Genomic DNA, 12,747 nt, shown 5'->3' with positions numbered 1-12,747 from the left:
CCAGGGGTTTCCAGACTCGTCACCGCTCATATACCCTTCTATGGTTGGCGTCGTTATCAAAACGCGACTTTTGTATAACGCTTCGGATTCAGGCCTATCAACGCTGAGGAGGTGTCATGACCGCGGAAGTCTTCAGCGCCGCCGCCCCAGACCCCGACTGCTCCGGAGACCGCAAGCCCTTGCTGCCGAGCGCGGACCCGTTCCACCGGCCGCCGAAGGGATTCGCGGCCAAGGCACCCGGCACCATCCTGCGCAGCAGGAAGATCGAAGTGGCACTGTTCGGACTCGTCCCACAGCGAGTCTCGGCCTGGCAGCTGCTGTACCGCAGCTGTGACCTGCACGGCGCCCCGGAGGCGGCGATCACCACGGTCCTGCTTCCGGCCGGCGCGCAGCCGGATGAGCAGCGACCACTGCTGGCCTTCCAGACCGCGATGGACGCGGTGACCGAGAAATGTTCGCCGTCCTACGCGCTGCGCCACGGCGCCCGTGCGCTCGGCTCGATCACCCAGGTCGAATGGCTGCTGGTCGCGAATGCGCTGCGGCGCGGCTGGGCGGTCAGCATCGCCGACCACGAGGGCCCGCACGGAAACTTCGGCGCCCCGCGCGAACCCGGCTACCGCGCGCTCGACGGCATCCGCGCCGCGCTGCGATTCGCCCCGCTCGGCCTCGGCCCCGACACCCGGGTCGCGGTGTGGGGCTACTCCGGCGGCGGCATGGCCAGCTCGTGGGCGGTCGAGATGGCACCCACCTACGCCCCGGAACTCGATATCGTCGGTGCGGTGCTCGGCGCTCCGGTCGGCGACCCCCGCCAGATATTCGACCGGCTCAACGGCAGCGCCTACGCGGGCCTGCCCGCGATCGTGATAGCCGCCCTGCGCCGGCTGTATCCCGCGCTGAGCAAGCTGATCGACCATGAGCTCAGCCCCGAAGGCCACCGGTTCGTGGTGCACGCGGAGAACGCGACACCGGCCGGCGCGGTCATCGGGCTCGCCCACAAGAAAATGGACGACTTCCTCAGCCGCCCGCTCGCCGAGGTACTCGACACGCCGGAACTGACCGCGATGTTCGATGATCTGCGCCTCGGCAACGCGACCCCGGGCTGCCCACTGCTCGTGGTGCAGCCGGTGCACGATCAAATCATCCACGTCGCTGCCGTCGACGGCCAAGTGGAGCGGTACCGCCGCGGCGGAGCGGCCGTCACCTACGTGCGTGACCGGCTCAGCGAACACCTCTCGCTACTGCCGCTGTCGACTCCGATCAGCCTGGACTGGCTGGCCGACCGGTTCGCCGGGCAACCGGTGAGCGACGTCGGCGACACGACGGTGTGGTCGGTCGCGGCTTCGCCGTCGGGCGTGCGGGGCCTGCTGGAGATGGCGGTGACCGCCGCCAAGGTCGCGCTCGGCCGTCCGCTGCGCCAGCAGCAACCGATCGTGTCCCGGATCGCGCCCGCGCGCGCCGCTTGACCTCCCGCTCAGCGGCCCGTGCACAACCGCCTGCCGCGCGGATCGGCGGATGCTGGACAATGGACTCCGTGAACGACGCCGCCAACCATACTGCCGAGTCAGTTCCGGGCCCGCCGTCCACAGTTTCGGCGGCGGCCGAAAGCGGACCTCGGCCCAAGACCGGCTCCCGCCTCTACCCCAGAGTCACGAGCTTCCGGTCGCGCAGGGGCGCGCTGACCGCGACCCAGCAGCAATCCTGGGACCGGATGTGGCCGACGATCGGCCGCGAGGTCGCCGACGAGCGGCTGGACGCGACCGCCTGGTTCGGCCGTGACGCGCCGCTGGTCATCGAAATCGGCTGCGGCACCGGCACGGCGACCGCCGCCATGGCGCAAGCCGAACCGCAGCTGAACCTGATCGGCATCGAGGTCTATCAGCCCGGCCTCGCGCAGCTGGTGCAGCGCGTCGAGCGCGAAGGTATCGAGAACATCCGGCTGCTGCGCGGCGACGCGGTCGACGTCCTGGAGAGCATGATTGCTCCCGAGTCGCTGACCGGCGTCCGAGTGTTCTTTCCCGACCCGTGGCCCAAGGCGCGCCATCACAAGCGGCGGCTGCTGCAACCCGCGACGTTGGCACTGATCGCCAGCCGGCTCCAGCCGGGCGGTGTCTTGCACGTCGCCACCGACCACGCCGACTACGCCGAGCACATTCATCAGGTCGGCATGGCAGAGCCGCTGCTCAAAGGGTTGAACGAGACCACGGGCGGCGACAGCGCACAGCATCGGGCGACCGCGCCGATCGGGTTCGAACGGCCGGTCACGAAATTCGAAGGCAAGGCGCATCGCGCCGGTAGCGCCATCACGGAGCTCATATGGGGGAAGATCGACCGATGAGCGTCAGTGAGATGGCCCATGAGGTGGTCGATGTTGCCGCAGAGGTGCACGGCAGCGGAGTCGAAGGCCTGGGCGGTGCAGCGGCGGACGTGCGCCGGGTCTTGCTGGTCTGGGACGCCCCCAACCTCGACATGGGCCTCGGCGCCATCCTGGGCGGGCGGCCGACCGCTGCCTACCGCCCGCGTTTCGACGCCCTCGGCCGCTGGCTGCTGGCCAGAACCGCCGCGTTGTCGGTGGGCAGCGGGCGCCGCATCGAACCGGAGGCGACCGTCTTCACGAACATCGCGCCCGGTACCGCCGACGTGGTGCGGCCGTGGGTCGAGGCGCTGCGCAACGTCGGGTACGCGGTCTTCGCCAAACCCAAGATCGACGACGACTCCGATGTCGACGCCGACATGCTGGCGCATATCGCGCTACGCAGCCGTGGCGCGGGCTTGGCCGGCATCATGGTCGCGTCGGCCGACGGCCAGGCCTTCCGCGAACCGCTGGAAGAACTCGCCGCCAAGGGCATACCGGTGCAAGTGCTCGGCTTCCGCGAGCACGCGAGTTGGGCCGTCACATCGGATACCCTCGAATTCATCGACCTCGAGGACATCCCGGGCGTATTCCGTGAACCACTGCCCCGGGTCAGCCTCGAATCGCTGCCCGACGAGGGTGCCTGGCTGCAGCCGTTCCGGCCGCTGTCGGCACTGCTCACCTCTCGCCCCGCGCAAGGAGTCGCTTAGTGTTCACACGCTGGGGCGATCTGGTTTACCGTCTGCGCTTCGCCGTCGTCGGCGTCGTGGCCGCGGCCCTGTTGGCATTGGGCTATTACGGCCTCGGCGTGGAGGACCGTCTCAGCTCCGGTGGGTTCGACGATCCCACGTCCCAGTCCACTCAGGCGGCGCGGCTGGCCGACTCCTCCTTCGGACGCGACCACAGCAGCGATGTGCTGGTGCTGTACGCCGCGCCCGCGGGCAAGACCATCGATGACCCGGAGTTCAAGCAAAAGATCCTCGACAACCTCAACCGGCTGCCCGAGGAATATCCGAACGAGATCACCAAGGTCAACGGCGCCTACTGGCAGACCAAGACCGGACCGGCGCAGCCTTCGCTGTTCGGGTCGAAGGACAAGAAGTACACCTTCGCCGCGATAGCCATCCGAGGCGATAACGACACCGATATGGTGCGCAACTACCGGAAGGTGCGGGACTCCTTCAATATTCCGGGTATCGACGTCCAGGTCGCCGGATTGCAGGCCGTCGCGGGCACTCTCAACGACACCATCGCCCACGACGCCAAGCGCATGGAACTCATCGCTTTCCCGGCCGTCGCGGTTCTGCTGTTCTTCATCTTCGGCGGCCTTGTCGCAGCCGGAATGCCGCTGGTCGTCGGCGGCCTGACGGTCATCGGCGCCAACGGCATCATCATGTTGCTGACCAGATTCACCGAGGTGAGCTCGTTCGTCGGGAACATCGTCAGCATGATCGGCCTGGGCTTGGCCATCGACTACGGCCTGTTCATCGTCAGCCGCTTCCGGGAAGAAATCGCCGAAGGCTATGACACCGGGTCCGCCGTGCGCCGATCGGTGATGACCGCGGGGCGCACCGTCGTGTTCTCCGCGACCATGATCGTCGCCAGTCTGTCGGGCCTGCTGCTTTTCCCGCAGGCCTTCCTGAAATCGATCGCCTACGGCGCTATCGCGACAGTCACGCTCGCCGCGCTGACCTCCATCACCATTCTGCCCGCCATGCTGGGCATTCTCGGCAAGCGCGTGGACTGGTTGGGGCTCAAGCAATTCCGCAAAACGAAAACCGCCGAAGAGGTGGAGAACGGCTTGTGGGGCCGCTCCACTCGCTGGGTCATGCGGCATCCGCTCAAGATCGCCATCCCGATCGCGATCGGCCTGCTGCTGCTCATCATTCCGGTGAAAAATCTGACCTTCGGCGGTATCAACGAACGCTACCTGCCGCCGGATAACCCGACCCGGCTCGCGCAGCAGCACTTCGACGAAATCTTCCCGCTGCGCAAGACCGACCCGATCAATCTGGTATTCGTCTCGGCCAACAGCGACAACGTCGGCAAGGTGTGGAAAGAGGCCAACAGCGCGCCGGGAATCACCGGGCAGTTCGGTGTGCCATCTCGGTCCACCACCGACCCGAATGTCTACAAGACCAGCGCAACGCTGTCCGATTCGGAGAACTACAACCCGACCATCGACTATCTGCGGTCGCTGGAATTGCCCGATGACGTGCAGATGTACGTCGGCGGCACGCCCGCGATAACCAGGGACAGCATCGACGCACTGCTCGATCGCATGCCGATGATGATCGCGCTGGTGCTGTTCATCACCACGCTGCTGATGTTCCTCACCTTCGGCTCGCTGGTATTGCCCATCAAGGCCGCGCTGATGAGCGCCCTCGGCCTCGGCGCCACACTCGGCATCCTGACCTGGATCTTCATCGACGGTCACGGCGCGACACTGTTGAACTTCACCCCGCAACCGATTATGTCGCCGATCCTGGTGCTGATCATCGCGGTGGTGTACGGCCTGTCGATCGACTACGAGGTATTCCTGCTCTCGCGCATGGTGGAGGCGCGCGCTCAGGGCGCCTCCACCACCGAGTCCGTGCGGATCGGCACCGCGCAGACCGGCCGCATCATCACCGCCGCCGCACTCATCCTGCTGGTGGTGATCGGCGCGTTCGCGTTCTCCGATCTGGTGATGATGCAGTATCTGGCGTACGGCATGGTCGCCGCGCTGCTGATCGATGCGACCATCCTGCGGATGCTGCTGGTGCCCGCCACTATGAAGTTGCTGGGCGACGACTGCTGGTGGGCGCCGGCCTGGATGAAGCGCATCCAGCAGCGGGTCGGCCTCGGCGAGCCGATTCTCGATGACGAGCGCCCCGGCGGCGGCGATCTCGTCGACCTGGTCAAGGCCACGCCGATCACCGATCCGGTGACCATGCAGATCCCCGCGGTGGCCGCGGCCAACAAGGTGCCCCGCAGGCGCAAGCCGCGCACGGTCGCCGAAATCGAGGCCGAGGCGCCCACGCGGCGGCTGGACCGCACGCCGCCGCCATCCCCCGCACCGCGGACAGCCCCGGCGCCCGCACCGCACGATCCCACCAGGGGCCGTCATACCGCGGCGACGGAATCCGCGGCACGGCAGGGTGATCCGATCCCGCCACGGCGGATCTCGCAAGTCCCGCAGGCGACACACTTCGCGCCGCCTATGCCGGACCGGGCCGATCCGCAGCCGATGTCCGAGCGGACCTATGACGCCGCCGGTCCGCGACCGGCTTCCTCCGCTGACACGCCGCGGGAACCGAACAGGCCGGACGCCCGCACACCCTCGTTGTCCCTCCCGGAGCAAAACCCACGTCCCATCGTCCCATCGGTCACACCCCCGCCTCGCCCGGTCCCGTCGCCGCAAGCGCAGCCGTTGCCGGGAGTCACGCAGGACCCGGCCGTAGATTTTCCGCAGCACACCGCCACCCCGCCCGAAACTCGGCCGCCATCGTGGGAGACCGGTGGTCCCGCGCATCGCGCACCGGAGACCGGACCGGCTTCCGAACCGGATAACGGCCCGGACACCACCACCCGCAGCAGCATCGAGAACTGGATGGCCGAACTCCGCTCCTCCCGTCGTCAGAGCGCGTGGCCGGCCGAGGGCCGCCACCATGACAACGAGGGCCGCACGGTCAGCGTGAACGAACTGCTTCGTCGCCGCGAACGTGAGTGACCAGCGGTAATTCGGTCAGTCGCGCGGTCGAAGCAAGACTTCAGCGTCGTCCGGGGGCTGCCGCATCACCGGCGTCGCTGTTTGTTCCGGAGTCGGCGAAGGCGCGGGCGTAGCGGGTTCCGGCCAGCAGCAGCAGGATGCCGACGATCAGGAACGCGGCGACGCGGACGAGGCCGTCCAGGGTCGCCAGGTCGAAGAGGAACAGTTTGGCCAAAGCGGCCGCGGTGACCAGCAACCCGGATCCGAGGGCGAGTTTGGCTACCGCGGGTGCGCCGGCGAGCCTGCGCAATCCGAACAGGAGGGCGCCGGTGGCGCCCGCCATCCACAGGATGGTCGCGACGCTGTGGCCGATGAGGAATCCGTTCCTGGCACCGGTCTCGATGCCGATGGACACCGTGGCCGCGGTCACCGCGTAGAGTCCCGCGACGCTTGCGGCGACCCACTGCGCCTCGCCCGCTGCCGCCATGCCGGGCAGCCGGCGTGCGCACCACAGGGCCACCGCGACCACGCCGAGGGCGAGCACCGCGCCGAGCACGGTCGCCGAGCCCAAATTCGCCGCCGAACGATCCTGCGAGACAAGAACTGTCGGACCCGCTACCTGAAGTAGGGTGAATCCGCCGAGTACCGCGAAAGCCGCTCCGATGCCTGCCGCGATTCGGGACCGCTGGCCGCCGGCCACCCCCAGAGAAACCAGCGCCACCACGAGAAGAGCGATCGGCAGCGTCTTCGGATCGGACACGCCGACACACGCCTCGAGCAAGGCAATCGAGCCCGCCACCGCCGCGACCACCGCGGTGTGGCCCGGAATCCTCAGGTGCGCACCGAGTTTCGGCATGATCGGCAGCGCGGCGACGAGCAGGAGGACCGCGGCGGTGACCGACGCCACCAACGTGACAGTAATCCGTTGCTCGTACATTCCGGGCGCGATCAGCATCGGGACCAGTGCCGCCGCCATCGTCAGCGAGGCGGTGAGGTCCGTGGGTCGATGCCGGACGATGATGAGCGTCCCGGCGAGCCCGGCCAGCGCGACCGCGGCTGCGGCGACGAGCAACCAAGCCCGCTCCCCCATCGTCGGAGTACCGGCCAGCGCGCCCACGAGAAAGACGAAGGTCGCCAATCCCGCGGGCAGCGTCCGCGCCACGTGCAGATACGGCCAGTCGCGCGGCAATTGAACCGGTACACAGGCCACCTGCAACACGATCAAGAACGCCAACAGCACCAGCCGAGTGGTGAGCACCGGTGACAGCGCCGCCGCGGCGAGCACCACCAGCACGGCCAACGGCTGCGACCGCCACCGCATCGCAAGGCCGACGCCTGCGGCGGCGACCCCGAAGGCGACCGCGAGTCCCAGCACCGGATGCAGCCAGTGGTAGATCGTCGTCAGCGCGACCACGTCGAGGTAAGCGCCAGCGATGCCGGTGGCGGCCAACGCGATACCGCCGACCCGTCCACCGGTCCGTCCGAAGACGCGCACGCCCGCGCCTACCAGTGCCACCGAGAACACACCGCCCCCGACAACCCTCGGCACCGGCCCGAAGAATCCCGCCTGCGCGGCCAGCACCAGCAACATCGCGACGCCGATCAGCGTCACGGCGACCCCCGCCACTGCCAGAATCCGGCTGATCACCCCGTCACGCTGCCACCATGGCGTACGAGGCACTCGCGGCCCGGCCGCGCGCGGCGGAACTGGCGGACGTGGCGGCACCGGCCCCCGCACGGTCGGTGCCCACGGCGCGCCCGCACCCGGTGACGGGGCGAAGCGCGACACGTAGGCGGGCTGCGGCGAGGGGACCGGTGCACCGGTCATCGGCGAATGGCCGGGCCAGGGCGGTGTCGCTGGTGGTACCGACGGCATCGACGCACTCGGGGTCGCCGGAGCCACGCGGCCCGATTCCGCGGACCCACCAGCCACGAAAGCCGCGGGACTTGTCGCACCCGACACACCTTCGGCCGCACCGCTGATCGCGTCCGATACCGGCGCCCTGGTAGACCGATCCGACGCCGGATCGCCTGTCGCGCGCGGCGCCGAAACCCGCTGATTTGGTTCATCAGGCCCGCCGGAAGCCGGAGCGCCGAGCGCCGAACCTCTTTGCGCCGGGTCCCCAGGCCACCCGGGCGCCCACTCCTGGCCGGCGCGCGTCTTCGGAGCACCCGCCGAGCCGGGTGCCGCGCGTCCCGGCTCACCGGTAACCCCCTGACCTGCGGCATAGTCTGCCGCAACCTGCTCGCGCAACAGGTCCAGGTCGTGCCCGAGCACCCCCAGCCGCGTCCCCAGGGTGGTGAACTCGCGGGAGATCCGCGCGAGCAGCGCCGGATCGATAACGGTAGTCATGACTTCATGCTGGTTCCCGCCAACCGCGCGAGCATGAGTAGTAACCCCTGTAGACGGCGGAGATCTACCTGATCATCAGCCACCGCGCCGTTCGCGTCGGCTCAGCGCGCCATCAACCGGCGCCATTGCGCCAGAAAAGGATGCTTGGCGGTTACCGAACCCAACCTCATCCGGCCGCGCACCACCACATGCAGCGGGCCGAGCGGAGGTCCGGTGCGGACCTTGTTGTTCACGCTCGAACCGATCAGCTCCAGCGCGTTCAGATCGACGGTGGCCTCGGCGGGCACGATCAGCGTGACCGAACCGCAGTAGTCGTCGACGTTCACCTCGACCACCTGGGTCGACATGATCGCCTCGGTGAAGTCCAGGGTTACACCGGACATCCAGTTGTTCAGATACAGCCTCGGCACCACCTGCCACGGGCCACGCCGATTCACCGCCGACATGCGCGCGCGGATCACGTCGCCCGCCGTGTTCGAGCCAGGAACCGGAGGGGCGGGCTTGCCGAACGCCGGCGAGGAGTTCACGAAGCTCGCCCGCGCAGCGGTGGGCTGACCGGCCAGGCGGACGCCGGGCAGGTCGACGAGCACAGCGTTCAGTTCGCCGCGGGTCTTCGCGGCGAGCGCGGTGTCCATCCGCTCGGTGAACTCACCGAGCGACAGCATGCCCAGGCCGACCGCACGCTGTAGCAGTTGACCGACGTGTTCGCGCTCCGCGTCCGATACGCGCAGTTCCCGGTCACCCACCGCGCCGCCGGCGCCGACCACATTGGATACCGATTCGGGGCCGCCCATGTCGTCGAGGTTACCGAGCATCCGAACCCGGGCACATCAGGGCGATCCCCGATTCCGGCCCCTATTCCGGCTTCGCCACCACCGCGTTACTCGAGCCCCTGTTCGATGGCGTAGCGGGTCAATTCGACCCGGTTCGCCAGCTGCAGTTTGCGCAGCGTTGCCTGTACGTGATTCTCCACCGTGCGATGGCTCAGGCCAAGGCGCGCCGCGATCTGCTTGGCGGACAGTCCTTTCGCCACCATCCGCAGTACCTCGGTCTCTCGCTCGGTGAGCGCCGGGTGATGCGCCGCGTCAGGCTCCGCCGGCGCGGTCGCCATGCGGCGGTACTCGCCGAGTACCAGACCCGCCAGGCCGGGGGTGAAAACGGCCTGACCGGCGGCGGTGGCCCGAACAGCGTCGATCAGCTCCGCCACCGACGCGCTCTTGACCAGATATCCCGAGGCCCCGGCCTTGATCGCGTCCAGCACGTCGTCGCGCTCGGCCGACGCCGAGAGCACCAGCACCCGGGTCCGCGGGGAAACGCGCAGCACCTCGGCCGTGGCCTGCGCTCCGTTGCCATCGGGCAGCCGCATGTCCATCAGCGCCACGTCCGGTCGCACCGCCGCGGCTCGCCTGGTCGCCGCGCCGACACCGTCGGCCGTGGCCGTCACATCGAACCCGGCCTCGGTGAGATCACGGGAGACGCCGTCGCGCCACATCGGGTGATCGTCCACCACCATCACCGAAATGCTTTGGGCCGCCTGGTCGGTCATCCGCTCGTCTCCACTCATGCCTGTGCCGCACCGGCACTCGGCTCCGGCACGGGCGAATCCTCGGCTGCGACGATCATTCGCTCGCTCATCTCGGCACCCGGAATTCCCATTCGGTGCCGAACCCGACGCCACCGTCGATCTCGGTGAGCAGATCCGCGCTGCCGCCGAGCGCCGCGATCCGCCCGACGATCGACCGCGACACGCCCATCCGCCCTTCGGCTTCCGCCTCGGCCAACCGGCCCGGCGGGATGCCGACACCATCGTCGCGCACACTGACCACCAGCTCGTCGCCGGTGTCCTCCAGCAGGACATACGCTTTCGCATCCGGCCCGGCATGCAGCTGCGCGTTGGACAACGCGGTGGCCACGGCCGCCGCGATCTCGTTTGCCATCCAACGCCCGACCGGCACCGGATCACCCGGTGCCGACACCGAAACCTTCGGCGTGGACTGGGCAACCAGCAGTGGCCGCAGGTCCACCTCGGCTCCGCCTTCGTCCCCGTGATCGGCCTGGGCGGAGATCAGCACCCGTAGCGCCACCTCCTGCTCGCCGGCGCGCCGAGCCAGTTCCGCGGCGGGACCGCCGATCTCACTGCCCCGGCGGGTGATGTAGCTGAGCACCTGCAGCACGCCATCGTGCACCTCGCGGGAAAGCCGTTCGCGCTCTTCGGTGGCCGCGGTCAGGCGCACCGCGCGTTCGAGTTGATCTTGGGCGCGGCGCGCGGTATCGGCGGCCAGCCCCAAAGCCAGGCCCACCGAGACGAGCACCGGCACTGTCGCATCCGTCCATACGTCCTGGCCCCACTGGTCGCGCACGGTCAGCGACACCGCGGCGATCAGCGCGCCGGACAGCACGCCCGCGATCGGTCCGCGCAGGATCGCCGCCCCGATCACCGCATTGGTGGCCCACAGCGTGGTCGGCAGCGTCTGGTGTCCGTGATACCAGCCGTAGTCGGCGACCAACCTGGTGGCCGCCATCAACCCGATCACCACCAGGTGATCGCCGATCACCACCCACGTGCGCAACCGCGCGACGTCAGGCAACCGCCACTGCGACAGCATGATCGCCGAAGCCCCCGACCACACGGCCATCAGCGCGATGAGCACCCAGCTCAACCGCTGGTTGGTGTAGTACGGCACCGAGGCGATCTGCTGACCTACCGCGTACAGCAGCGTGACCAGCCGCAGCGCCTGGGCGGCTCGCCACAGCGGCGTGGTCGCCACATCGGCCGAGCGCAGCTCAGGAGTGTGCCGCGCCGTCATCGGAAGCCGCGCGCTGATCGGATGCCGCCCGCTCCTCGGAAGCCGCGCGCCCATCGGACGCCTCGGAAGCCGCGCGCTCCTCGGACGCTGCGATCCGCTGCGTCGCCGGCGGCTCGGTGCCGGTCGGTTCCGCGGTTTGCTGCTCCGCCGCGGTCGGCTCGACCGCGGGCTGCCCGGTGGCTTTGCGCTCCCCGAGCTGCCTGCGCGCCGCCTCGACCAGCGTCGCCGTCACGTCGAACCGGTTCGGATCGGGTCGATCCGGCTCGGCCGAATACAGCCGGCGATGGTCCTCGCCGGTGCGCAGTTCGTCGAACAGCTCCTCGGGACCTTCGAGCAGCGACCGGATCGCCGTGTTCATCACCGCGACGAACGGCACCGCGAGCAGACCGCCCGCGATCCCACCGATCACCACACCGGCGGTGATGGCCAGCACCACTGCGAGGGGATGGATGCTCACCGCCCGGCCGAGCAGCAGCGGTTGCAGCACATGGCCCTCGAGCTGCATCACCGCGATGATGATGCCGAGCACGATCAGGGCCGTGACGAGCCCCTTGGTCACCAGCGCGATGAAGACCGCGATGAATCCGGCGAGAAACGCGCCGATGATCGGGATGAACGCGCCGATGAACACCAGCGAGGCCAGCGGAAGCGCCAGCGGCACGCCGAGGATCGCCAATCCGGCGCCGATGCCGATGGCGTCCACCGCGGCGACCACCACTGTCGCACGCACGAAGCCGACCAGCGTGCCGAACCCGAGTCGCCCCGCGGTACGCACCCGCTCGCGATGCTGCGTCGGCACGATCCTGGTGACGAACTCCCAGATCTGGTCGCCGCCGTAGAGGAAGAAGATCAGGATGAACAGGGTCAGGAAAGTGCCGGTGAGCAACTCGCCGATCACGGTCGCGGTGGTGAGCGCCCCACTGGTCAAGCTGGTCTGATTGGACTGGATGGACTTGACGATGGCGTCGCCCGCGTTGCGGATCTGTTCGTTGCTCAGGTGCAGTCGCCCATTGATCAGCCAGTCCTGGATCTGATGGATGCTGTCGGTGAATTTGTCGGACAGCTGTGGCACACCGGCGACGAACTGTTCGACAACGAACGTCATGATGCCCGCGACCACGCCGAGCGACCCGACCAGTGCGACGAAGACGCCCACCGAGCGCGGCACACCCGATCGCTGCATCCAGTCGACCAGCGGTGCGAGCAGCGCTGCCGCGAGCAGCGCGATCGCGAGCGGAATGACCACCGTCGCCAATTTCTGCACGATGGCCGTGAGCGCGATCGCGACCGCGAACAGCACCAGCAGCCGCCACCCCCACTCCGCCGCGACTCGCACGATCGGGTGCACTGTCTCCGCAGCGGGCTGCGACAGGCTGATCTTCCGCTCTCGACTTGACTTCGCCTCGGTCACCTCCGTGAGCCTAACCGGCATGGCCGGACCCTGTCCGCGATCGGCGGCTGCGCGGCCGGGACCAGCGCCGCAGCAGTCGGCACCCGGACATGCCGCCGTATCGAAACGCTAGATTGGTCTCGTGTCGGCGCCCTT

The 12,747-nt window shown here is 68.6% G+C and carries 9 protein-coding genes; 4 read left to right on the top strand and 5 right to left on the bottom strand.

The window, feature by feature from the left end:
• The first annotated feature begins 116 nt into the window (after nucleotides 1-116).
• The 4 genes from ACT86A_RS08970 to ACT86A_RS08955 are packed head-to-tail and all read left to right on the top strand — an operon-like array spanning nucleotide 117 to nucleotide 6,062.
• On the top strand, nucleotides 117-1,463 hold the full coding sequence (locus ACT86A_RS08970; protein ID WP_445091539.1) for a lipase family protein: 1,347 nt from the start codon (nucleotides 117-119) through the stop codon (nucleotides 1,461-1,463).
• 59 nt (nucleotides 1,464-1,522) lie between these two features.
• Nucleotides 1,523-2,335, top strand: a complete 813-nt coding sequence (gene trmB, locus ACT86A_RS08965; protein ID WP_445091538.1) for a tRNA (guanosine(46)-N7)-methyltransferase TrmB — start codon at nucleotides 1,523-1,525, stop codon at nucleotides 2,333-2,335.
• Nucleotides 2,332-3,060 carry an NYN domain-containing protein gene (locus ACT86A_RS08960; protein WP_445091537.1) on the top strand — a complete coding sequence of 243 codons (729 nt, stop codon included), beginning with the start codon at nucleotides 2,332-2,334 and terminating at the stop codon, nucleotides 3,058-3,060. The genes trmB and ACT86A_RS08960 overlap by 4 nt, the downstream gene beginning before the upstream one ends.
• Complete coding sequence (locus ACT86A_RS08955) at nucleotides 3,060-6,062, top strand: MMPL family transporter (protein ID WP_445091536.1); 3,003 nt, start codon at nucleotides 3,060-3,062, stop codon at nucleotides 6,060-6,062. Before ACT86A_RS08960 ends, ACT86A_RS08955 begins: the two co-directional genes overlap by 1 nt.
• A 40-nt stretch (nucleotides 6,063-6,102) precedes the next feature.
• Here the strand turns inward: ACT86A_RS08955 and ACT86A_RS08950 are convergent, their stop codons facing one another.
• From ACT86A_RS08950 to ACT86A_RS08930, 5 genes are all read right to left on the bottom strand, one after another.
• Nucleotides 6,103-8,394 carry a DUF2339 domain-containing protein gene (locus tag ACT86A_RS08950; RefSeq protein WP_445091535.1) on the bottom strand — a complete coding sequence of 764 codons (2,292 nt, stop codon included), beginning with the start codon at nucleotides 8,392-8,394 and terminating at the stop codon, nucleotides 6,103-6,105.
• A gap of 101 nt (nucleotides 8,395-8,495) precedes the next feature.
• Nucleotides 8,496-9,140 carry a DUF1707 SHOCT-like domain-containing protein gene (locus tag ACT86A_RS08945; protein ID WP_445091635.1) on the bottom strand — a complete coding sequence of 215 codons (645 nt, stop codon included), beginning with the start codon at nucleotides 9,138-9,140 and terminating at the stop codon, nucleotides 8,496-8,498.
• A 134-nt stretch (nucleotides 9,141-9,274) separates the two neighbouring features.
• A complete protein-coding gene (locus ACT86A_RS08940) occupies nucleotides 9,275-9,940 on the bottom strand; it encodes a response regulator (RefSeq protein ID WP_445091634.1) in 666 nt (221 codons plus the stop codon).
• An 85-nt stretch (nucleotides 9,941-10,025) separates the two neighbouring features.
• The gene (gene macS / locus ACT86A_RS08935) at nucleotides 10,026-11,201 is read right to left on the bottom strand and encodes a MacS family sensor histidine kinase (RefSeq protein WP_445091534.1); all 1,176 of its coding nucleotides are present in this window, start codon (nucleotides 11,199-11,201) and stop codon (nucleotides 10,026-10,028) included.
• Nucleotides 11,179-12,612, bottom strand: a complete 1,434-nt coding sequence (locus ACT86A_RS08930) for an AI-2E family transporter (RefSeq protein WP_445091533.1) — start codon at nucleotides 12,610-12,612, stop codon at nucleotides 11,179-11,181. Before ACT86A_RS08930 ends, macS begins: the two co-directional genes overlap by 23 nt.
• Nucleotides 12,613-12,747 lie beyond the last annotated feature (135 nt).

Source organism: Nocardia glycosmidis (assembly GCF_052545115.1).
The sequence above is the reverse complement of the archived record's forward strand: the minus strand, read 5'-3'. Positions and strand labels throughout refer to the sequence as shown.